This is a genomic window from Chitinophaga nivalis (genome assembly GCF_025989125.1).
Lineage (GTDB): Bacteria > Bacteroidota > Bacteroidia > Chitinophagales > Chitinophagaceae > Chitinophaga > Chitinophaga nivalis.
The window spans coordinates 2,968,741-2,992,977 of record NZ_JAPDNR010000001.1 but is presented as its reverse complement, the minus strand read 5'-3'; the positions used below and the strand labels follow the sequence as shown (position 1 = coordinate 2,992,977).

Annotated in this window: 20 protein-coding genes; 7 read left to right on the top strand and 13 right to left on the bottom strand. The window is 48.3% G+C overall.

All coding sequences use genetic code 11. From position 1 onward, the window contains the following. The first annotated feature begins 90 nt into the window (after positions 1–90). From OL444_RS12225 to OL444_RS12195, 7 genes are all read left to right on the top strand, one after another. Positions 91–735, top strand: a complete 645-nt coding sequence (locus OL444_RS12225; RefSeq protein ID WP_264732913.1) for a response regulator transcription factor — start codon at positions 91–93, stop codon at positions 733–735. A gap of 399 nt (positions 736–1,134) precedes the next feature. Further along, entirely contained in the window at positions 1,135–2,463 is a 1,329-nt protein-coding gene (locus OL444_RS12220; protein ID WP_264732914.1) for a lysine N(6)-hydroxylase/L-ornithine N(5)-oxygenase family protein, read from the top strand. A 1-nt stretch (position 2,464) separates the two neighbouring features. Next, complete coding sequence (locus OL444_RS12215) at positions 2,465–3,652, top strand: MFS transporter (RefSeq protein WP_264732915.1); 1,188 nt, start codon at positions 2,465–2,467, stop codon at positions 3,650–3,652. 56 nt (positions 3,653–3,708) lie between these two features. Next, positions 3,709–5,559 carry an IucA/IucC family protein gene (locus OL444_RS12210; protein WP_264732916.1) on the top strand — a complete coding sequence of 617 codons (1,851 nt, stop codon included), beginning with the start codon at positions 3,709–3,711 and terminating at the stop codon, positions 5,557–5,559. Between the two features lie 35 nt (positions 5,560–5,594). Further along, on the top strand, positions 5,595–6,575 hold the full coding sequence (locus tag OL444_RS12205; protein ID WP_264732917.1) for a sterol desaturase family protein: 981 nt from the start codon (positions 5,595–5,597) through the stop codon (positions 6,573–6,575). 36 nt (positions 6,576–6,611) lie between these two features. Beyond that, positions 6,612–7,739 carry a Fe(II)-2OG oxygenase family protein gene (locus OL444_RS12200; protein ID WP_264732918.1) on the top strand — a complete coding sequence of 376 codons (1,128 nt, stop codon included), beginning with the start codon at positions 6,612–6,614 and terminating at the stop codon, positions 7,737–7,739. A gap of 42 nt (positions 7,740–7,781) precedes the next feature. Continuing rightward, on the top strand, positions 7,782–9,320 hold the full coding sequence (locus OL444_RS12195) for a pyridoxal phosphate-dependent decarboxylase family protein (RefSeq protein WP_264732919.1): 1,539 nt from the start codon (positions 7,782–7,784) through the stop codon (positions 9,318–9,320). Between the two features lie 78 nt (positions 9,321–9,398). On the opposite strand, the gene OL444_RS12190 is transcribed toward OL444_RS12195, so the two are convergent. From OL444_RS12190 to OL444_RS12130, 13 genes are all read right to left on the bottom strand, one after another. Then, a complete protein-coding gene (locus OL444_RS12190; protein ID WP_264732920.1) occupies positions 9,399–10,661 on the bottom strand; it encodes a DUF4374 domain-containing protein in 1,263 nt (420 codons plus the stop codon). Between the two features lie 39 nt (positions 10,662–10,700). Then, positions 10,701–13,097 (bottom strand): TonB-dependent receptor, encoded by a 2,397-nt coding sequence (locus tag OL444_RS12185; protein WP_264732921.1) that lies wholly within the window; start codon positions 13,095–13,097, stop codon positions 10,701–10,703. A gap of 428 nt (positions 13,098–13,525) precedes the next feature. Further along, positions 13,526–14,275 carry a PepSY domain-containing protein gene (locus tag OL444_RS12180; protein WP_264732922.1) on the bottom strand — a complete coding sequence of 250 codons (750 nt, stop codon included), beginning with the start codon at positions 14,273–14,275 and terminating at the stop codon, positions 13,526–13,528. An 83-nt stretch (positions 14,276–14,358) separates the two neighbouring features. Then, positions 14,359–14,799 carry a heme-binding domain-containing protein gene (locus OL444_RS12175; protein ID WP_264732923.1) on the bottom strand — a complete coding sequence of 147 codons (441 nt, stop codon included), beginning with the start codon at positions 14,797–14,799 and terminating at the stop codon, positions 14,359–14,361. A gap of 78 nt (positions 14,800–14,877) precedes the next feature. Beyond that, on the bottom strand, positions 14,878–15,501 hold the full coding sequence (locus OL444_RS12170; protein WP_264732924.1) for a DUF3347 domain-containing protein: 624 nt from the start codon (positions 15,499–15,501) through the stop codon (positions 14,878–14,880). 61 nt (positions 15,502–15,562) lie between these two features. Then, positions 15,563–16,126 carry a DUF3347 domain-containing protein gene (locus OL444_RS12165; protein ID WP_264732925.1) on the bottom strand — a complete coding sequence of 188 codons (564 nt, stop codon included), beginning with the start codon at positions 16,124–16,126 and terminating at the stop codon, positions 15,563–15,565. A 32-nt stretch (positions 16,127–16,158) separates the two neighbouring features. Further along, positions 16,159–17,388 (bottom strand): efflux RND transporter periplasmic adaptor subunit, encoded by a 1,230-nt coding sequence (locus tag OL444_RS12160; RefSeq protein ID WP_264732926.1) that lies wholly within the window; start codon positions 17,386–17,388, stop codon positions 16,159–16,161. A gap of 8 nt (positions 17,389–17,396) precedes the next feature. Next, positions 17,397–18,665, bottom strand: coding sequence for an efflux RND transporter periplasmic adaptor subunit (locus tag OL444_RS12155; RefSeq protein ID WP_264732927.1), 1,269 nt, complete (start codon positions 18,663–18,665; stop codon positions 17,397–17,399). Beyond that, positions 18,643–19,896, bottom strand: a complete 1,254-nt coding sequence (locus OL444_RS12150; protein ID WP_264732928.1) for a TolC family protein — start codon at positions 19,894–19,896, stop codon at positions 18,643–18,645. The genes OL444_RS12155 and OL444_RS12150 overlap by 23 nt, the downstream gene beginning before the upstream one ends. Then, positions 19,880–21,814: an efflux RND transporter permease subunit gene (locus OL444_RS12145; protein WP_264732929.1), complete on the bottom strand. Its 1,935-nt coding sequence runs from the start codon at positions 21,812–21,814 to the stop codon at positions 19,880–19,882. The genes OL444_RS12150 and OL444_RS12145 overlap by 17 nt, the downstream gene beginning before the upstream one ends. Beyond that, positions 21,811–23,106 carry an efflux RND transporter permease subunit gene (locus tag OL444_RS12140; RefSeq protein WP_264732930.1) on the bottom strand — a complete coding sequence of 432 codons (1,296 nt, stop codon included), beginning with the start codon at positions 23,104–23,106 and terminating at the stop codon, positions 21,811–21,813. The genes OL444_RS12145 and OL444_RS12140 overlap by 4 nt, the downstream gene beginning before the upstream one ends. A 90-nt stretch (positions 23,107–23,196) precedes the next feature. After that, positions 23,197–23,568: a heavy-metal-associated domain-containing protein gene (locus OL444_RS12135; protein ID WP_264732931.1), complete on the bottom strand. Its 372-nt coding sequence runs from the start codon at positions 23,566–23,568 to the stop codon at positions 23,197–23,199. A 257-nt stretch (positions 23,569–23,825) separates the two neighbouring features. Beyond that, complete coding sequence (locus tag OL444_RS12130) at positions 23,826–24,236, bottom strand: HYC_CC_PP family protein (RefSeq protein ID WP_264732932.1); 411 nt, start codon at positions 24,234–24,236, stop codon at positions 23,826–23,828. Between the last annotated feature and the right edge of the window lies 1 nt (position 24,237).

The window sequence follows — 24,237 nt, the reverse complement described above, 5'->3', positions numbered from 1 at the left end:
ACCTGATCTGTCCTTTCCCACCACAGCGTACCTGTGCCCAGTTAAATAGTTAATTAACCTTATTGTCAAACAGGTCATTATTCCATAATAATGAACAGAACAATCATAACCCGTATTATGCTGGCGGATGCTCAACCTGTTTTCAGAGAAGGTATAAAGCGTGTTTTATCCGATCACGAAAATACATTTGTGATTGAAGAAGCAGGCAATATCCGGGAGCTCGGCCCTGCATTAGCCACCTTTCACCCCGACATCCTTATCCTCGATTATAATCCCGTTTATTTTGATTCAGATGAATTGAATCACGCACTGGCTGTTATCCCTGATTGCCGGATCATCATCATCTCCAGTCAGCAGAAAAAAATGGATATACTCAAGTCGCTGGAGTTTAATGTATACTGTTATCTTACAAAAGAATGCAGAACTGCAGACATCCATCATGCCATTCATGCTGCTTTACATGGAGAAAAATACTTCTGCACTTTCGTCGTGGATATACTACTGGATGACCGGAAAAACCCCGCCGCTGCCGGCATTACGGCCGCGCATCTCACGGGCAGGGAAATAGAGATCATCCGCCTGATTGCATCCGGGAAAGGTAACAAGGAAATGGCCACGTTGCTGAACCTGAGTGGTCATACCATTCACACCCATCGCAGAAATATCATGAAAAAACTGCAGCTGCATTCTGTAGCTGCGTTGTGCAATTTCGCGATGGAGAAAGGGATTATATAAACAGGCCGCCAGCCCTGTCTGTACCCCGTCAACTCCCGTTGCTGCCAGACAGGTGCAGCGCTTAAAAACAAGGTAATCCGGGTACAACCGGTACCAGCCGGGATCCCATCGCGGCGGCTACCTCTCCACGCAAACCTGCATGCACTACCGTGGCAGTAAGCTACCATAAAAAGGGTATTCTCTTCTACTCTCCCATCTACCTTCATTATACCCACATCAGGCGATAGTTTACCGTGCCGTTCTCCCGTAATTTTAGACCAGGAGATGTAGCCAGACAAGCGGGTTGATAAGCACCGCACCACATCAGGTTAACCGCCTTACACCACCTGTTGACATACCCTGCCCATTACCGAATCAGACAGCTGTATAATACCGGATATATAAAACAATCTCATGATTATGGATAACAAAATTTACGATTTTGCTGCCGTTGGCGCAGGCCCGTTTAATATTGGGCTCGCCTGTCTTACCGCTCCCATCGAAGGTTTAGAAGGTATCTTCCTGGACAAAAGATCCGGATTCAACTGGCACCCCGGCATGTTACTGCAGGATACCACTTTACAGGTACCCTTCCTCGCAGACCTGGTCACCCTCGCCGACCCCACCAGCCCTTTCAGCTTTCTTAACTACCTGAAAGAACAAGGACGTATTTATTCCTTTTACATCCGCGAAAATTTCAAGCTGCTGAGAAATGAATACAACTACTACTGTCAGTGGGCGATTCAAAAACTACCTAACATCCACTTCAATACCCGGGTAGATGATATCCGGTATGATGAAGCTGCCGGATACTTTTCAGTGCATAGTACGGATACGATAACAGGAACGACTACACGCATAAAAGCCCGTAAAATTGTATTAGGAACCGGCACGGTTCCCAATATGCCCGCATGTTGTAAAGACTACCTCGGCAAAGCCATTCATTCCTCCGCGTATCTCCACAACAAAAAGGAACTGCAGGCCAAAGACGCCATCACCATCGTAGGCAGCGGACAAAGTGCTGCGGAGATCTACTATGACCTGTTACAGGACATAGATACCCACGGCTATGCCCTGCACTGGATCACCCGTTCGCCCCGGTTTTACCCGCTGGAATACAGTAAGCTCACCCTGGAAATGACCTCTCCGGAATATGTGGATTATTTCTACAGCCTTCCACAGGCCAAACGGGACCACCTGATTCACCAGCAGAAACACCTGTATAAAGGCATCAACAATGAGCTGATCAGTGCCATATTCGATCTCCTGTATGCCAAACGGCTACAACACGATATCCGGGTATCCCTGCGTACCAATGCGGCGTTGCAAGAGGTCAGCTATCAGGCAGCAACCGACCGGTTTCGCCTCGTGTTTTTCCAGGAAGAACAGGAGCAACATTATGAGCATACTACCAACGGGCTGGTACTGGCCACAGGTTATACCTATCGTATCCCCGAATTTCTGCAGGGAATCAGGGAATACATTGACCTGGATGAACAAGGCCGCTTTAAGGTGAGCCGCTACTATACCATCGATAAAACTGCCGATAAAATATTTGTACAGAATGCAGAACTGCATACTCATGGTTTTGTAACACCCGATCTGGGCATGGGTTGTTACCGCAATGCCTGGATCATCAAAGCCCTCACCGGCAAAGAGATCTACCCGATTGAACAGCGGATTGCCTTCCAGCAGTTTGCTACCTCCGGCGAAGAACTGATTGTATCACCCGCACCAGCACAGTTGTAATATGCATCTACGGTTTTTTCTCATTTCCATGACCTTGCTCGCGGTAGTCAGTGATTATCTGCTGCACCCTTTTTATCCGCACTTCTTCGCATCCCGGTTTGGTGTTACAGATCCGCGCGAAGTAGGTATTTATTTCAGCGCTATCTGTGGCACTGTGATGCTGGCATTTCCGTTGTGGGCGATGGTATCCAAGCGGTTGCCGGAACTGGATATTCTCGTGTATACACAAACCATCGCCGGTATCCTGGCGGTGAGTTGTTATTTCATTACAGACTACCCCTTATTCTGGGTAGTATCTTTACTCATCATTGTTTTTAAAGGGAGCTACCTGCTGGTATATCCTTTTATCCTGCGCATTACACCCAAGCCACAGCACACAGGTATCATCGGGTTGTTATCCGTGATCATTCATTTCGGCAGTGTGCTGGGTGCCATACTGGGAGGCGTTATCATGGAGTTTATGCCGGCTGCCGGTATCTATCTCGCTATGGCCGCCGGAGATTTTATACAGGCGGGCATGAGTTATTACCTGCTGAAAAAAAATCCACCGGAGCTGCTGACATCACCAACACCGGCTACGCAGGCATCGGTGTCCCTGATTCCTTCCGGTCTCATTTTAAAACTGGGCATCATCACGGGTATATTATATCTCGCGGATTTTATTATCCGCCCCTTTTTTGTGCGCTATTGGGAATATGTAGCCGGTACCCACAGCAAGATACTTTCCGGCGCCGTATATGCCATCCCGGCGGCAGTGGCGCTCACCGCGCTGTGGATCAATAGCCGCCGGAAGGCGCCGGCTACACCCTGGCATGGTATACTGCCGGCATTACTCACCGGACTTATCGGCCTTTCGCTGCAACAGGCGCCCCACCCTGTTACGGTATTACTGGGACGCTGTATCTATGGCTGGGCCTTTTTCCAGGTGGCCGTACGATTCGATGTACTGCTCTTTCATGTAAGCGATCCGGCTTTCTATGCCATCGAATACAGCAAGATTCACTTTTTCCAGAACCTGGGTGTATTGACGGCATCCACCGCGGCGGGCATACTGGTAGAAAACTACCAGCTCAACACGCCATTCCTGGCAGCTTTCAGCGGATATACCCTCGTCACCATCCTGTTCTACCTGGTATTCAGGTACCAGACTGCCGGAAAAACAGCTGTCCCGCAAATGAAATCATCCTAAAAAAAATCACCATCAACGATATACATCTGTTTTTAAATCAGCAAAATCATCTTCTCATGCCAAACGGACAACAGGACTTTATCACTGCTCCCATGCAGGTAATAGCACACTTACAACCCGATATCTGGGCCAAAGCCAATCAGCTGCATGTGTGCAAGATCATCAGTGAATTTGCACATGAGCTGTTATTATTTCCACAGCTGCTGCAGGAAGAAAATGAATGGGGTACCTACCAGCTATCGCCACCACAACATCCGGATATCCTGTATATATTCAGGGCCCGCCTGCTCCCGCTGCAACACTGGTACATAGACAAAGCATCTCTCCGCAAACAGGTGGCCGGCAAGTCCGCGCCACTGGATAGTATCCTGTTCATCACGGAATTTACATCCGAACTGGGTATCAGCGAAGAACAGCTGCCCGGCTATCTGGAAGAAATTACCAGCACCCTTAACGGCAGCGCCTATACGTTATCAAAACCAGGTCTTACCGCCCGGGAACTGGCGCAGGCAGACTATCAGACATTTGAGCATGCCATGAGCAGCGGCCACCCTTGTTTTGTTGCCAACAACGGCCGTATTGGTTTCGACAGCCATGACTATTTTCAATATGCGCCGGAAACAGATCAGGTCATTCAACTGATATGGCTGGCCGGCCACAAAAGCAGAACTGCCTATAGTGCCGTAGCCGAACTGCCTTATGAAACGCTGCTGGCACAGGAGCTGGGACCAGATACCCTGGCTGCTTTCAAGCAGGTACTGATCGGCAAAGGGCTGCAACCCGATGATTACTTTTTCATTCCCGTACATCCGTGGCAATGGTTTAATAAACTCGCGCTGATCTGTGCACCGGATATTGCCACGCACCTGCTGGTATGCCTGGGCTACACCCCGGACGAGTATAAAGTGCAACAGTCTATCCGCACTTTCTATAACATCAGTCATCCTGAAAAACACTATACCAAAACCGCGCTGTCGATTTTAAACATGGGCTTTATCCGCGGGCTCACTCCCTACTACATGGACAGTACCCCACCCATCACTACCTGGATCAGGCAAGCCGTTGGCGGCGACCCTTATATTCAGCAACTGGGTTTTACGTTGCTGTGTGAAGTAGCGACGGTAGGCTATCACAATTTCTACTACGAACCATTCGGCAAACAATGCGCCTATAATAAAATGCTGGCCGGCCTGTGGCGGGAAAGTCCTGCCCGTGTGCTGCAACCCGGACAACAACTGATGACGATGGCCGCGCTGTTGCATACCGACAATCAGGGCAACGCGCTGTTACCGGCATTGATAGCCGCATCCGGACTGGATACCACTACCTGGCTGCAACGGTATCTGCATTGTTATCTCACGCCCCTGTTACATTGTTTCTATGTGCATGACCTGGTGTTTATGCCGCATGGCGAAAACCTCATTCTCGTCATGGAAAAACAGGTACCTGTAAAAGCAATCATGAAAGATATCACGGAAGAAATCGGCGTGTTCCGTTATAATACCGACATCCCGGAGAAAGGACGGCGTATATGCGTAGAGGTGCCGGAAGAATTAAAAATCCTCTCTTTACTGACCGATGTATTTGATTGTTTCTTCCGCTTCCTGGTGCAGGTACTGGAAGAACATGCCGCCTATCCGGCTGAACAGTTCTGGCAACTGGTAGCAGATTGCATCTATGCTTATCAGGCAGATCATCCGCAGTTGTCGGAAAAATTTGAGCGGTATGATCTTTTTGCACCAACGTTTATTCTGTCTTGTCTCAACCGCCTGCAGCTGCGCAATAATAAACAAATGGTGGATCTCGCAGATCCGGCCGGCAGCCTGCAACTGGCAGGCACTTTGCAAAATCCCATTACTGCTTTTAAAAGAACCACCCAACCCGAACAGCTGCTGAAATCAGTATAGCGGGTTTGTTTTTACTGACGATTAATCTGAATCATATGCTGAGCAATACACTGCCGTTATTATTAGGAAAGATACAGAGCGTGTTTGGATATATTGTACTGTCGATGGTGGTGGTAGAATGGGTGGTGCTGGTCATCTCCAAAAAAATGGAAAGTAACCGGGAAGGCTGGGTGAATGTGTTGTCGTATGTACTGGACACCATCCCCTATTTCCTACTGGGTAAAATAGTGATTTTCGGCACCATGGTGTGGATGTATGATATGCGTTTCTTCACGCTGGGATATGCCTGGTACATCTGGATAATAGCCTATCTGGTCTATGACTTTATGTTCTGGCTCGTACACCTTCTCGGACATCAGGTGCGGTTTTTCTGGTGTATACATGGTGTGCATCATACCGCAGAGGAGATGAAACTGAGTGTAGCCGTACGGGGTTCCTTTGTGGGCTTCCTGCATATTCCGCTGACGATCATCTGGCTGCCGATACTGGGATTTGATCCGTTCATGCTTTTTATTGTAGAAGCGATTGCCAAACTATACGGCTTGTATGAACATGTAAACGATCATGCCGATCGTTTCACGGGCAAATTAAAGTGGCTGGAAACCTTCTTCGTGACTCCTTCTGTGCATCGCGTACATCATGCCCGCAACGGCGTGTACCTGGACAGAAATTACGGAGAAACCTTTTCCTGCTGGGACCGGGTATTCGGCACCTTCCAGTCGGAGCTACCGGATGTCTATCCCAAATATGGGTTGCTCCACAGTACCATCAACGGGAAAAACATCTTCCAGGTGCAACTGTATCTGTGGAAAGATCTGTGGCTGGATATAGCCCGTGCCCCCAAATGGAAAGACAAACTGAAATACCTCATTATGCCACCTGGCTGGAATCATATCGACGGTGGAAAAATAGCAGCAGAATATAGATCTGAAGCCTGGAAAGCCTATCATGCAGCACCCAAAAAAACACATCCCGAAAAGCAAATCTATACACCAGATACAGTACCAGAAATCTGACACCACTTCTACTGCATCCCCCTAAAACAAGTATATATGAAAAATCAAACCGCTACTTTACCGCACCCCGACACGCCATCCGGCTTGTCTGTTCCCGAAGATCAGCCCCCATTGGCACCGCTGATTGTTGACGTTACCGCCCGGGAGAGCGCTGCCATACAACATATGAGCGAACGGCTGCTCAAAGAATTCAGCAGCTATGAACATCCTGATTTCATCGCAGAACTGCACCTTTATGCCAGTCAGTTACTGCCCGAACGGATTGCCCGTATACTCAGCCACTTTGGTACCGACTTTTCCGCCAGCCAGTACGGCGCTATTGTTTTCCGTGGTCTTATATCCGTAGACCAGGATGCGCTGGGGCCTACGCCCCCCTCCTGGAAGGAGATGGACTACAGCAAAGTAAATCTGTATGGCTTCATATGCAGTCTGCTGCATGGCGCTGTACCTTCCAAACCGGTACAATATTATGCGCAGCGTAAAGGCGGAGGCCTGCTGCATGCCGTTATCCCGGATGAACAAATGAGTTATTCACAGACCGGCTCGGGTTCCCGCAGCGATCTGTTTGTACATACAGAAGATGCCTTCCTCTTCAATCAGGCAGACTTCCTTAGTTTTCTCTATTTACGCAATGAAGAAAGAGTAGCTTCCACCCTCTATTCCATCCGTTCGCACGGCACTACCAATGACATCATGCAGCCGTTGTTCCGCCCGCTCTACAAATGCCCTAAAGATGCCAATTATGATACTACCGCGGCACAGGGAGAAGAAATTGCAACCGCCATTCTCTACGGCAATGAACAACTCCCCTTCATCCGTTTTGATGCTGCAGAACAGCTTTACAATGAAGATGCCCATCAATCGCCGGAAGCCATGGAATACCTCCGGCAGTTCTGGCAATCGGCCCGGGAGCTGATCTACAATGATTATATCCCTTCCTCCGGCGACCTCGTATTTGTGAACAATCACCTATGTGCACATGGTAGAAACGCCTTTCTGGCCGGCATGCGGGAAGAAAACGGGCAACTCGTAGCCTGCCCCAGAAGAATGATGCTGCGTATGATGAGCAAAACCAGTCTTATTCAGATCCGCGCCGTAACACATCCGGATGATCCCTACCTGGTGATGGAAGAACATTACGGGAGTCTTTTTAAAGAGAAATAATACGCCACATGGCTGATTTACTGATCAACATTGATATTTCACATGAACCCACAAACCTTACGTAACACGCTACCAGTAACTGCTTCGGACACTGATGAATCGCTGTTCCGGGATATTTTCTATGAAGGTACCCTGGAAGAATACCTGACTGCACTGGGTGCTGCCGGAGAAAGAGTAGCCGGCTTTCTGCGCAATAATGTACATCCTTTCAGCGGCATCCGGCCAGCCACTTTGCTGGCCAGTTTCAAGGAAGTAGATTTCGATACGCCGCTACCGGACTACGATGCCCTCCTCGATGAAGTGCAACAGCTATATATACAACATGCAACGGCTTTTCATCTGCCTCAATATATTGCCCACCTGAACTGTCCCGTACTGATTCCCGCACTGGCAGCAGAGGTGATTATCAGCGCCATCAATTCTTCTCAGGACACCTACGACCAGAGCGCCGGTGGCACCTTCATGGAACGTCGCCTGATAGACTGGACTGGAGAACAGATCGGTTACAGCCAGCAATGCGATGGGGTATTCACCGCAGGCGGTTCTCAAAGTAACCTGATGGGGCTACTACTGGCACGGGATTATTATGCCGTACATCATCTCCATCATAATATTAAGCTATATGGCTGCCCGCCAGAGGCTGGCCGGTTCCGGATTTTTGTTTCCGAAAAAGCACATTTCAGCAATCATAAAAATGCCGGCATACTGGGGCTGGGAGAAAAATCAATTGTGAGTATTCCTACAGATACACGTTTCCGGATGGATGCCGTACAGCTGGAAACCGCCATCCGGCAGGAACTGGCGCAAGGTAATATTCCTATTGCCATTGTTGCTACCGCCGGTACTACCGACTTCGGTAACATAGATCCATTACAGGAAATCGCCCGTATTGCCCGGGAATATAGCATCTGGTATCATATAGATGCCGCCTATGGTTGCGGGTTATTGCTCACAGACAAATACCGGCACCTCCTCCATGGCGCCGAACAGGCAGACTCTATTACCATCGACTATCATAAGTCTTTCTTTCAGCCTATCAGCAGCAGTGCTTTTATCGTGAAAGATAAACTACACCTGAACCTGATTAAACACCATGCCGACTATCTGAATCCGCCCGAACAGGATTACGATGCCTTACCGGCACAAATCAACAAATCCATTATCCAGAGTACCCGCCGGTTCGATGCCCTGAAACTATGGTGTACGCTGCGTTTGATGGGTAGGGAAAAATTAGGAAAGTATACGGAAATCATCATCGAAACCACGCAGCAGGCCGCCGTACTCATTGCGGCAGATCCTGAATTCGATCTGCTCAGCGACTCGGATCTCGGCATACTCGTATTCCGCTATCATCCGGCACAGACAGCGATTGACCTTTGCGCCCTGAATCAATATATCAAACAAAGTTTATTTTTCAACGGAGAGATTATTGTAGCCAGCACCAAAGTAAAAGGAGCATTCTACCTCAAGTTTACGATCCTGAATCCGCTCACCACGCTGACGCATATACGCGAGATACTGGCAGCGATTAAAGTACAGGGCGACAACTGGCTGCAACAGCCGGGTAATATTGCGGTCTGACTATATATTCCTTCATCCGGTTTCAAAAAAAATGACCAGGTATGTTATATACCTGGTCATTTTTTTGAAAAGATATTACTAGTAATCCAATTTCGTAATAGACGTTACATCTGCAATACCCTGGAAGTATAATCCTTTGGAGCCTTTTCCGGTAGCCACATCAATCACATACAGATACAGTTTACCATCATCTTCTTTCATCACATAGTACGCTGTTTTCTTATCTGCCTCTACATATACTTTCATATTGTAGCTCATCTGATTGTGTTCCGGTACACCGCTAACATAGTTAACGGTTTTATTCAGTACATCCACAATAGCCAGTTTAACACGGCCACCGGATACACCGCCAATTTCATTGGTAGCATATAAGGTCATCAGGAATTTACCGTTGGCGATATATTCACCACGGGCCAGTTTGGTACCGGTGGCTTTTTCGATATCAAAGAAATAGCTTTGATCAAAAGTTTCGGTGCCTTTTTTAATACGCACGATGGCAGAAGGTTTGGTAGAACGCAATTTACCGGAACCACCTGCAGTAGACCACGCATATACGTCGCCGTCTTCTGTATGTTGTACACCCTGCATACCAAACCAGTTACCGATGGAACCAGTGCGGCCATCCCGGATTACTTTCTGGAATACCATCTGCGGATAAGAGAACACCGCGATCCAGGTGCTGTCTACATATTTGGTCGTTTCGCCATCAGCGCCGGTAGTGCAATAGAAAGGCACAAACAGTTTATTATCTACCTGGCTCAGTCCTGTCCATACGGCCATTTCACCGTTGGCCGTTATTTTCATCAGGTCTACCGCACTGCGGTCTGCTACCTGGTTGCTTATCGCATCAAAACGGTACAGGGTAGCTACCGGATTATCTTTGGAACGGGCTACAGAACCTCCTACATAGGCATCTTTATTTACCGTACCATAGATACCGGTAAATTCAGTATTGATGGCATTACCAGCCTGCTCCAGTTTACCATCCTTATTCAGGCGATAAGGCGTAGTAGGTCCCTGCGCAGCATATACAATACCAAACAGTTTATTATTCTGGCGGATAAAAGAATAGGCTTCTGTTTCTACGCCCACTCCTTTAGTACTTAAAGTACCTTTAGTCACATCTCCGATGGGCACAATATAACGGCCGGCTTCTCCACCGGATCCATCTGTATATACCACAAATACAAAGCTCGATTTGGTACCGTCACCATTGCCGTTACCACCACCATTGTCAGGCGCAGGGCTTTTATCTTTACTGCATCCCATGTTAAAACCGGCCACACCGAGTATACATAAGGACATGAACAATTGACTGAATTGTTTTTTCCTGGTCATCATATTGATTTTGTTATGTTAGCTAAATAGTTGATTACGGAATTAGTGCGCCTGATTTTTAATAAAGAAATAGCGGAATTTCACATGGAAGGCGCGGCCTGGTTTTTGCAGACTGAAATTATCATACAGGGTTCTGTCGGTCAGATTGGAGCCTTCCACGGCAATATTGTATTTACCATTGGCCAGTGCATATACAATACTCATGTCATGCGCCAGCTGTTCGGGGATGATATTTTTGGTATCCTTATCTCCCTTGCTTGGCCATCTTAAATAAAACTCCCGTACATACAACAGGTTGTAACCTACTGTCAGCAAGGTATTTTTCCAGCCTACATTTTTGAAACTGATAGAAGCATTCGCATTACCGAAGAAATATGGCATGTTGGGAATACGATCTCTGTACACATCGCTTTCTTCTGTTTTACCGGGTTCTATACGGGTATTATTACGGAGATTCTGATAGGTAGCATTCACCCCTGCCGTAAAGATATTCCGGTAAGAATAACGGATCTCACCATCTACGCCGCGGTTGGTTACATCCCGGGTATTCACCGGCATCATGGCAGCAAAACCATCAAACCTCACCGGCTGCAACTGATTACGGATATAGTCTTTGGCATTACGGAAAATGAAGTTACCATCTACAGAAAAATGGTGATCGGTATGTACGGCAAAGCTGTAGTTGACACCGATGTTGATATTATCACTACTTTCCGGTTTCAGATCAGGATTGCCCGTCAGGTTCACCACATCTCCAAACAGTTCATCATTATCCGGTAAGCGGTAGGCTTTTTCATAGGAAGCCTTTACTTGCAGCGCAGGTAACAGGAAGTAGGTAGAAGCCAGTCCGTATCCGAATTTGGAAACAGTACCCCTGCTATGGTAATACACCCCATCCATATAGTCGGAGGATTCACTGAGCTGATAATAATGTTTCATAAATACGCTGGTATTCCATCTCTCATTCAGATCCAGGCGATAGCCCAGGCCTAATATATTTTTCAGGGTTTTCTTGGGTTGTTTGTTGGCAATGTTATCCGGATCAAATTTATTTTGTCCTTTGCGGTTGAAGGTAGTGATCACATCATTGAGGGTAACCGCGTGTTTGTTGTTGATTTTATACGACAGGTTTACATTACCGATACCGTTGTTATTGCGGTATGTATAATCCATTCTGCTCAACTCTCCGCCGATGGCATCCGGGTTATTCCGATCTTTATATTGCCAGTCGCCCAGCCAGTTATACTGACGGAACAGGGTATCTATTGCGCGTTCTTCTCCTAGGTTATATTTACCGTGGATACGCAGGTCCAGCCCTTTTACAAACAGGTTGGTTTTGGTGTATTTAACAGATGGCTGAATGATATTGCCTTTTCTTTCTCTGCCACCAAACACTTCATACATCCGGTTGCCGGTTTGTATGTCTGCTTTGTTCTGACCGAGTGTAATGCCAAACAATAACTGGTCTGCCCATTTCTTATTCCCCACACCTACGTTGGCGACTACTGTTTCATTGCGGTACCGGTCATGAAAGCGCCGTACCCGCATCGGTGTATTCACACCTGATTTCAGGTTGGCTACATCCACATCTACCCAATAATTATTATCGGAATAGTTCTGGAAAGCATTCAGCTGCAGGGTGAAACCAGAGTTGGCAGTATAGCCCGCATTGATAGCCGATTTATGGGTATTAAAAGAACCATAGGAATAAGATACATCCAGATAAGTACGCGGGGTAGTATTGGTAACGATATTCACCGCACCACCCAGTGCATCGCCACCCAGCCATACTGGTACTACACCTTTATAAATCTCCACCCGTTCTGCAAAATTTACGGGTATATTATTCAACTGGAAAGAAGAGCCGAAATTATCCATTGGCATCCCATCCACAAAAAACTTCACCTGTTTACCGGTAAACCCATTGAGGGAGAAACTCACGTCAGACCCTACACCGCCTGTTTCCCGTACTCTGGCGCCGGATACCCGGTTCATTACCTGTCCGATATCCAGAGTGGTGTTATATAGTTTTTTGGCATCAATGGCCACTACATTATAGGATTGTTTATTCACCGCTTCGGTGGCACTTCTGCCCCATACCGTTACGGCAGACAACTGGCTCTCTTTTTTCCGGAGCTGAAAAGTAAGGGGTGTAGCAGTGGTAAGAGGGAGATCTATTTGTTGTATCAATGATTTATAACCAACAGCCCGTATTTCGAGGGTATAATGTCCGGGAGGCAAGGCTTTATAACTGAAGACACCAGTGGAAGAAGCAACGGTACCTTTTCCATTTTCCCGGATATATATAACGGCTTCTATAGCCGCGCCTTTTTCATCTTTTATAATTCCTTCAAAGTCTGCGACAGGTTTTGATTGAGCGATTCCGAAATTACCTAGCAGGCATAGGCATGCCATTAACAAAATTCCTTTATTTTGCATTGCTTTTAATGTTTACCACGTTTTAAGCCCCTTTCACAAGGAGGGTGGCCGTGCAGGTGCGAACTGCGCGGCCTTTTTTATGCGTTGTAGTTGTTAAGTGATTATTTTTAGATTGATCAAATAAGGAAATTCTTTCTGTCACAGTGAAACAAAACAGACCCGATATGGCTGCGGCACCTCTGCTATACGATACCTTGTCTGCTACGTATCAGACATCATACAGGCATTGCCAGTACCTTTGGCAATACTACTTTCCACACAAACCCTACGCTGTTTTCAGGATACAAATATCGGAGGTTCTCCCATCAATGGTTTTCGAATATGGGAATTTCTTGAAGTTCCCCTACGCAAAAAGGATTATTTTTTGTGCGGGTATATTATTACGCACAAAAAATAATCCTTTATATCCTATATCCCGCTGAACGCTGCTATGAAGCAGTAACCGGTCGTTTGAGCGGTTTTCGTTTTTTAAATAACCGGGAGCTCATCCCATACAATATGAATCCGGACACCACAGTTACCAGTCCAAAAATGGAAAATAACCGCAACAAGAGATTGCCAAAGTTATCTCTCCCCTGGTAGTCCATGGTGTGCAACATCCACAGGAAATCGAACATCCGCCATTTATTATTCCGGAATTTCTGCACGGTTCCCAACGCTGCCGATACATATACCGTCGTACCGGAACGATGCCCGAAGGTAACCGCATAGGCAGGCAAAGCGCCTTCGCGGTATTCATGATGCCCGTTGGTGCTGGTCAGGTATTCCACAGCCGTAATCGCCGGTGCACCGTTAAAATGTTGTGTGGCCACCTCCACCGCCTCCGTTTGTGTAAGTGCAGGCCGGAGGTTACCGGTAATCGCATCTGCCAGGTAGGATTTCCCTTTTCCCTTGATCTGATAATAGGGTTTATCCAGTATCCGGATCAGTTGTATGGCCATGATGGTATCTGCAGTACCCTGTTCCCGTATATGCGTCAGCGGTACCGAAGGAGAAACAAGTGCAGCAGATACCGGTAAGGGTGCTGCCGGCCGTTTTTGAAAATCACCATGTATTTCATCCATATTGCTCCAGCTGAAATACAGGCCGCCAATGGTCCACAGCAGAAACTGGATGCCCAGCAGCAGGCCCAGATAACGGTGTGATTGACGGATATAATAATGTTTGCTCTTAGCCATGATAAAAATTATTGCCATTGAGGCAGGTCGTCTGCATCTTCCGGTAAAGATAGGTAGAATGCAATTGGAGATTAGGTTGATCGTTATTTTACGGCCAGCAGGCTATCGATCCAGTGGATCATCCGGCTACGCTGCGCCGTTGTAAGGGTGGCCGCCGGATGCAGCCAGGTGTAGGATGACAACGGCATCTGCCCGGTGGTAAGCTGCGTCTTCATACTTTTCAGTTTACTCCGTTGTTTCTTCATGGTGTATTGCCGGAAAGTATCAAAGTTGAGTGCTGCTTTTCCGTCCCGGATATGATGTGCCAGGAACCATCCTGCCGGCTGAATGTGCGCATACCAGGGATATACCGTCTGGTTGCTATGACAGTCATAACAGGCATTTTTCAATAATGTGGCTACCGCCGGTGGTATGCTATCCAACCGATCAGGCGTAGGTTCCTGTTGATTTTTTTCCGGCCGGATCAGCTGTATCAACAAAAAAAGTATGCCCGCAACTGACAAGGCAATTTTTAAGGTCCGCATAACCACTGTGTTTTATAGGCATACAAACCGGCCCGGTGAAGATACCGGGCCGGCGCCAGACAAATACATCTATGCTTCTTATCTGATCATCTCTTTCACGATACCGCAGCCAGACATTTTACTACCCTGGTAAGGATTTTTCACGTCCTTTGCTTCACTCAGCCAGTAAGCGCCTTTATTATCATTATACATCGGGCAGAAGTCCTGGTACAAAGGCTGGCCGCCACCAAAGGCTTTTACCAGCACATATACCTCTTCACTCATGGTTTCAAAATGTTCCCGTTGATGTGCAATGTTACCGGCATTTTGTCCGATATGTGAAGCATGTTCCAACAGGTCTTCTTCATTTTCCTGATATACTTTTGCCTGCTCCGGTGTCAGCAATTGTTTATCCAGTTTTGCCAGTGCCGCAGCCATTTCTTTCCCTGCCTTTGCAGCAGCAGCATCGTCATCTGCTGCCAGACCGTTTTTAAGTTGCAGATAGCTATCCACGACTGTTTTCCAGGAAGCGGCCACCTTGGCATCCAGGTTGGTAAATTGCGGGGCTACCGTGTTCACCGTTTCGGCAGGTGTTTCAGCTGGCGCTGCCGCCGCTGTTGAATCATGCCCATGCCCGGCATGGCTGGTAGCGTTGTTGTTGCTGTTGCAGGCAACAAAAGTGAAAGTGGCGAGGGTGATAACACCTGTGATAATAGTTCTCATTTTGTATTTTTTTGACAGATAAAAATGCAATCGTAACAATCGTCTTTTACAGACCATTCACTTACTGAATCGTTGTTTTCACTTCTCCACAGGTCAGCATCTCCGCTCCGAAATAAGGATTGCTGATGACTTTATTGGCACTCAGCCAGTAAGCGCCTTTATCATTCATCGCCATCGGGCAAAAATCCACATAGAGGGTGCCCCGTTGCAAACCCGACTTTTTCACCAGCGCAATAAAATCTTCACTCAATGCAGCAAAAGCGGTTCGTTGTGTTTCAATATCCCCTGCCGCCATAATACCGGCGGCTGTACGGGCCAGCCCGGCGCCACCGGGTATATTGGCAGCACCGGCTTCGATGGCACTGCCGGCAATTCTGGCTGCGGCTACTTCACCAGCTGTCAGGGCATCTGTCAGCCGCATATAATGTATATAAATGGCATTCAGTGCATCTTCTTTCAACACCACCCCTGCTACCGGTGTAACTGACACCGTATCTTGCTGTGGGGCAGCTGCAGCGCTGTCGGTCGTTGCCTTATTATTCGTACTATCGTTACCGTTACCACATGCCATCCAGAAAAAGGTAACCAGCAGTAACCCTATTCCCGTCATCCATTTTTTTATCATTGTTATCATTTTTTTGCCTGCAAATTGTTTACTTATCCGTGTTGATGACCACCTGTTGCTGCCATCGGATTAACACCTTTCTTCAGGATATACTCACTGTACAACAAATAGGCGCCGGTAATCACTACTTTATCCCCGGCTTCCAGTCCGGACGTAATTTCTACCGCATCCGCGTTTTCCATACCGGTGGTCACCTTACGGGGCTCAAACTTACCCTTGGATTTTTCCACCCACACATGCGTGCCTTTGCCATCCCGGATCACGGCATCTACCGGCAGGCTCAGTGCTTCCCCGCTGCTTTTCAGCGGTAACAGTATATTTGCCTGCATACCTGGCTGCCAGCGGCTGTCCGCATTCGCAACGGTTCCCCGCAACTGCATCAGCTGACTGCCGCTTTGCAAAGCCGGGTTAATAAACTGTATGGTCATCTGCTGCGGTTCATTTTCCCATCCGGCCACCACTACCTTCACCACTTGTCCGGTATGTACGGCTGCGGCTTCCGCCGGATACACATCTGCTTCCACCCATAATTGCTGGTAGCCTTCCAGCCGCATCACAGCGCCACCTTCTGCCACATATTGCCCTTCTGCGGCAGACAGCTCCGATACCACACCACTCACTGTTGCCGGATAGGTCACATAAGGATTCACTTTTTGTGACTGCAACAGCTGATCTATCTGTGCAGGTGATTGATCATACAGGGCCAGCTTCTGACGGGCCGCCGCCGCAATTTGTTTAAAGCGGGCATCCTCCGGAAACTGTTTCACCTGTGCCGCCGCCAGCAGGTACTCCTGCTGCAGTGCTGCCAGCTGCTCCGAATAAATTTTATATAATGGTTGGCCTTTGCTGACTTTTACACCTGTTTCTTTGATATACATCACTTCCATACGGCCGGCCACCCGGCTGGAAATAACCGCTGTATTGGCCGGATCAACAGCCAGGCGTCCATTCAGTTGTTTAAAATTGGAGAGCACCCCTGCCCCGATAGTCGTAGTAGTAATATTCGCCAGTGCCAGCTGACTTTCTCCTAAAGTGAGTGCCAGCTCTTTATTATTCTTATCGAAAGGCACCAGGTCCATGCCGCAGATAGGGCAGGTACCCGGTTTATGCTGTACGATCTGTGGGTGCATAGGACAGGTGAAAGTAGCTGCCGGTGCGACTTCCGTTGCCGGTTTTTTATCTGTATCCTGGCAGGCAGCCAGTAACAATGCCGGCACCAATGCCATCCACCCTGCAGCTTTGATAAATTGTTTTCTTTCCATATCGCTGATTATTGCACTTGATGAGTTGTTTTGATAAAGCTTTCACTGTCTACCAGATAAGCCGCATTGGCCGCCACTTTCCAGTCGCCGGAAACGGTATCCGTGAGTTGTATCCAGTCCTCTGCTTCCACGCCGGACGTTACTTCCACCGGAATAAATACATCCTGTTCCTGTTTAAATACAATGGTTTTGTTGCCTAAGCGCCACACGGCTTTTTTAGGCAGCCACCAGCCGGTAGTATACACTACCGGTACGCTGGCATTGATCAGGGTACCGGGCCGTAAGGTGTGCTGTCCCAGGTATACCCTGCCCAGCATAAAGTTTTGTCCGTTGCGGAAAACCGGTTCAATCAAACCAATATTCCCGGCCTGCATCTGACTATTGTCTGTTGCCGGATAAAAGAGGAGTTTTTGTCCGCGCCGGATATGCGCCGCCAGTTGCGACGGAAAAGCAAATTCTGCAACCAGGTTGGTAGCGCCATACACGGTAAACAATGATTGCCCCGCGCTCACATATTGCCCTTCGCGCAACAGTACAGGCGTAGTTGCCGGTGCCGCTGCAGCACTACCCGATGCAGCGGCCGGTGCACTGCCACCACTCATACCCGACATGCCATCTCCGCCGCCAGCAGCAGCCGGAGCAGCCGCAGGACTCGCCACAGGTGAAGCAGCGGCACTCTTCTCCAGGATATAGCCGTCACTGTTACTATATACCGGTATGCGGTATACAATCTGTCGGGTTTTCAATACCTGGTCGATACCACTGCCCGACATTCCCAGTAACGACAAGCGTTGCCGGGCACGTGCCAGCATATCGGATTGATTGCCATTGGCAGCTACGTATAGGAGTTCCCGTTGTGCCGCCGCCAGGTCGGGCGAATAGATTTCCATAATCAGCTGGCCCTTGCGTACCGGCTGATAATTATACTTGATCAGCAACCTTTCAATACGCCCGCCTACCCGGCTGGCAATACTGGTCTGGTTGCGGGTATCGTAGGTAATGACCCCGTTTACTACCGAAGAAAAAATACGGCTGCCTCCTTCCGGTGAAATAACCGGCATCCTTGCGATGACCCGGGCATTCACCGGCTGTGTCAACCGGGTAATACTGCTATCCGGTAGCTGCTCTTTATGGGCGCCCCGCACGACGGTATCGGCACCTTTACCTGCCGGCTCCGATGCAGGGGTATGTTTATTACTGCCGGCTTTGCAGGCTGCCAGGCCGGTTATACCGCCCAACAGTATCAGCAGGATGTTAACGATATAACTGTTTCTCATAATCCACTATCATTTCGTAGAGTTTCAATTTTTCATCCAGAATACCAGACTGCATCATAGTGAGCGCTTCCCAGGCATCTATTACATTGGTGATGGCCAGCTTATTTTCCTGATAGTTCAGGAAACCGGCATCCAGTGTATGTTGCAGCGCCGGAATAATTTTACTTTCCATGGCTGTAATACGTTGCTGCATAGATTGTATTTCATACTGCATACCGTACAACATTCCCTGTGTTTCCTGCAGCATCGCCGCCCGCTCTTTCTCCATTGCCTGTACATTGTATTCCATGGATTTAATACCGGAGCGGTACATCTTCGATGCCCAGGGCACAATGGGTATACTCACCATTCCCATGGCGCTGAAAGCCTTTGGCATCATGCCACCCAGCGGCGACATATGATCAAAACGCACTTTAAAATCCGGCTTCTTATCCTGCTTCATACTCACTACATTCAGCTGCATGGAACGAATGCTTTCGTTCATCTTCCACACATCTTGCCGTACCGCCGCCAGCGCAGCCGTATCATAGGAAGGCGCCGCTTCAAATACCGGCCGGTAAGTGGTGTCAATATCAAAAGCCTGGTTGCCGGGTACATTCATCAGGCTGTTGAGCCACGACCGTGCTTTGGCAATGGTGCCTTCCTGCATCCGGATCATGTTCCGGTTCTCTTCTATTTTGGCCGTGGCCTTGTATACACCGCTCAGCTGCGACTGGTTATAGGGATACCGTACTTCTTCGATCTGCTTCATCATCACCATGATTTTTTCATTCTCCTGCAGTACGTGTATCCGTTGCCGTGCCACCAGCCAGTTGAAATACAGGCGCTTTGCCTGTGCTTTCAGTTCATTGCCGGTGATGCCGCGGGTAGCCAGTTCTACATTCCCCTGCGAGGCAATGAATTGCTTTTTAGCCCGTAGTTTGGCAGGATTGGGAATGTCCTGTTCCAGCTGCAGCATGATGCTGCCTTTATCTTTTTCATCCATGATGGTTTGGCCGGGATAAGGCGTCATAAAAGTTCCCGCCCCTACCATCGGCGCCATCCAGGCGGTGGCAGCATCTGCACTGTATTTGTAGCTTTCGGCCTTTAGTCCGTAAGACTGCAGCAGGATGTTGTTGCGGTCTATCCGTTGCAGGATGCTGTCCAGCGGTATTACCGGCGCCTGTTGCGCCCATAGTTGTACCGGCACACAAAACAGCAATCCCATGATATATTTAGTGATGTACTTCATGGATCTCTAATTTTCCGTACTTGCGTAATTCATATTCTTTCGTCATCAAGAAGATCAGTGGTGTTACCAGCAGAATATGTGTGGAGGAGGTCAATACCCCGCCAATCATCGGCAACACAATGGGCTTCATCACATCGGTACCTACTCCGCTGGCCCATAACACCGGTACCAGTCCGAACAACGATACACACACCGTCATCAGTTTAGGACGCAGTCGGCGCGCGGCGCCGTAAATCACCTGCACCCGCAGGTCTTCCCGGGTAATGGTAGCGGCGCTGTTGCCTTTTTGTTTCACCAGCTGCTGCATCGCATCATTGAGGTATATCACCATCACAATCCCCGTTTCCACGGCGATACCAAAGAGGGCAATAAAACCTACTGCCACGGCTACTGAGAGGTTCACCCCCCAGAAGTATATCATGTAGGCGCCGCCAATCAGGGCAAAAGGCACTGTGATCAGACTCAGGAATGCTTCGCGGATAGAATGGAAAGCGAAATACAGCGAGAAGAAAATGATGGTGAGTACTACCGGCGCAATCCACAACAGGGTTTGCTGACCGCGGATCAGGTTTTCGTATTGCCCGCTCCACTCCAGGTAATAACCTTGTGGCAGGATGCCTTGCGCCGCATTCATTTTATCGATCGCATCTTTTACGGTACTACCCAGGTCGCGACCGCGTACATTGAATAATACAGCGCCCCGCAGCATGGCATTTTCAGACGTAATCATCGGCGGGCCATCCACAAACTTTACATCTGCTACGGCTGATAAAGGCACCTCTCCCATCGCGGCAGACATCACCGGCATGCGCTTGATCTGCTCTACGCTGTTGCGGTAATCCTGTGCCAGTCGTACGCTGATGGAGAAACGCTGGCGGCCTTCGATGGTATTTCCTACCGGCGCACCACCCAGGGCGGTTTCTACGGTCTGATTGATATCGTCTACACTCAATCCGTAGCGGGCCAGTTCTCCCCGGCGCACGGATATATCCAGGTATTTACCGCCGGTAACCGGTTCCACGTACAGGTCCATCACGCCGGCGGTACCTTCCAGGGCCTTACGTACCCGTTCTGATACCGCTGCAATAGTATCCAGGTTCTGACCATATACCTTCACGCCCACGTCTGTACGAATACCCGTTGCCAGCATATTGATCCGGTTGATGATGGGTTGCGTCCATCCGTTTACCACACCCGGAATCTGTAATTTGGCGTCCAGTTCATCGATAATATCTTTCTTGGTTTTACCTTCTCTCCATTGTGATGTAGGCTTCAGCATAATGATGGTTTCAATCATGCTGATGGGCGAGTTATCGGTAGCGGTATTAGCGCGACCGGCTTTCCCCAGTACCTTCTCTACCTCCGGTACTGATTTAATGATTTTATCCTGTACCTGTAAAATCCGTTTGGCTTCTGCATTGGAGATATCCGGTAACGTTACCGGCATAAATAATACGCTTTGTTCATCCAGCGGCGGCATAAACTCACTGCCCAGGCTTTTCAGCAAAGGGATTGTCACCACCAGTGCAATCACATTGATGGCGATGGTGGTTTTGCGCCATTTCAGTACCCCTTTGATCACAGGTTCATATATCCTTTCCAGGAAACGGTTGACCGGGTTCGCATGATCCGGCCGGAATTTACCTTTCATAAAAAAGGAAATCAGTACCGGCGCCAGGGTAATCACCAGCAGCGCATCCACGATCATGATAAATGTTTTCGTATAGGCGAGCGGGTGAAACAGTTTCCCTTCCTGTCCGGTGAGCATAAATACCGGTAAAAAGGAAGTGATGATGATCACGGTGGCAAAAAATACACCACGGGATACCTGTTTGCTGGAGTCGCCGATCACCCGTAGCCGTTCTTCCTCACTGATCCACTGCGGTGATTTTTTGAATATATTTTTCAGCCAGTTCATAGTTGCTTATTTTTTTGTTGCTCCTCCCATCCGGCATATCGTTCGGCCAGATGTTTATAGGCATTTTCACTCATGATGATACCATTGTCCACAATCACACCGATCGCCAGCGCGATACCTGTCAGTGACATAATGTTGGAAGAAATTCCGAACGCATTCAGCAGAATAAAGCTGGCTGCCAGGGTAATCGGAATCTGTATGATAATACTCAGGGCGCTGCGCCAGTGGAAAAGGAAAATAATCACCACTACCGACACTACTATCATTTCCTCTATCAGCGTACCTTTGATGGATTCTACCGATTCACGGATCAGGTCTCCCCGGTCGTATACGATATCAAACTTTACTTTCTCCGGCATGCCTTTCGCCACTTCTTTCATTCTGGCTTTTACTTTTTCAATCACTTCCGCCGCATTTTCTCCATAGCGCATCACCACGATACCGCCTACACGCTCTCCTTCTCCATCCTGGTCAAATATGCCGAGGCGGGTTTCGCCGGTCATCTGCACGGCTGCCACATCCGCCACCCGGATAGGAATACTGTTCTGTGTTTTTACCGGAATATTTTCTATCTCACTGATGGATTTTAAATAACCGGAAGTTTTGATGATATATCCAATGTCACTCAGCTCAAATTTTCTACCGCCGGATTCGTTGTTATTGGTGCGTACAGCGTTGATCACGTCTGCTACCGACAGGCGATAGTAAAGCAGTTTGTTGGGATCTACCGTAATCTGGTATTGTTTCTGAAAGCCGCCGAAGGAAGCTATTTCACTTACGCCGGCTACATTCTGCAGGGCAAATTTGATATACCAGTCCTGCAATGCCCGTTGCTCACCGAGGTCCATACCCGGTGCATCCAGGGTGTACCATAAGATGTGGCCTACGCCAGTACCATCCGGTCCCAGTTGCGGCGTTACGCCGGCAGGCAGGGTACGCGACACAGTACTTAATCTTTCCAATACCCGTTCCCGTGCCCAGTAAACATCCACATCATCCTGAAAGATGACATAGATAAAACTCATACCGAACATGGAATTACCGCGTACATATTTGATTTTGGGCAGGCCCTGTAAATTGGTTACCAGCGGATAGGTAACCTGGTCTTCTATCAACTGCGGGCCACGGCCCATCCATTCTGTAAATACGATGACCTGATTTTCCGATAAGTCGGGAATGGCATCTATCGGATTTTTCTTTACCGCAAAAATCCCCCACGCAAACAATACTGCTGACAACACCAGTACAATAAACCGGTTGCGTAGTGACCATTCAATAATACGATGTACCATATCTGTGCTTTTCAAATACCGGTGCAGTAGTGGTACTGCACCGGCTATAGATCCTATGCATACGGTGGCTGTCTGCCACCTGTTGATTCCTTAGTGGTGTGGGTGCGCAGCAGGTGTGTCGCCACCATTGCGGTCATACCGGCAGCAACCGGGTAACTGGCTGTATACAGCATCCGCTGCTTTGGCTTTTTCGGTATCGTGCCCCGCAGCAGCCACTTGTTTCTGTACGGCAGCCGGTGCTGTTTTTGCAGCATCATAGGTAACCGTCATCATTTTAGTATTTACATCCCATACGGCTTGTTTCACGCCTGGTATGGCTGTTGCAGCTTTCTCGATCCGTTTTTTACACATATTACAGTTGCCTGCAACTTTGAAGCTATCTGTCTGCGGCGTTTGAGCCAATACACGGGATACACTGAAGAGAGAAAGGGCAGCGATAAAAAAAGAAAATATTTTTTTCATGATATGATATTTTAAAAGTGGAATAATGATCGTTTATCTCCGGCAATACAAGCCCGCCACACATGCACGGTTATAACTAACAGTCATGCACATACGTCATTGGCCATACAATAGCCGGAGCGGATTACACGGTTCACCTGTCTGGCGCCGGTAACTGATGAATAAATAAAAAAGTATTAAATACAGCGGAATGCTGTGAAGTAAAGCATACTGGCAGTGCAGTAGCTATAGGCGCATTTGCGCAAGGGGAGTAAGGATCAGATACGGAAGGTACAATGCCATATATGCGGCGGCACTTTGCCACTGTGAGGCGGCGCATGGGATACGGGATGAGATACAGCCTGTGACAGCAGCTGTATCTGTGGCAGTTCGGGATATGCTATCACCACCGGAATAGCCGGCAGTGAGGTAAAATGTACGGTGCGTTCAGCAGCCTGCTGGTCTTTTTCCAGCTTTACTGTTTTGTGTACATCCCGGCAGCATTTTTTGCGGCATACATTATCATTACGGGAAGCATTATACCCACACCTGGCGCATTGTTTACCGGCATCAGGCCCCCACAGTTTTACATGCACCAGCTTTCCCATGCAGTAATGCATATCGAAAGTGGCACCTGTGGAAGATACCGCGTAAAAGATGGCTAATATCAGGGTGAGTATTTTTTTCATC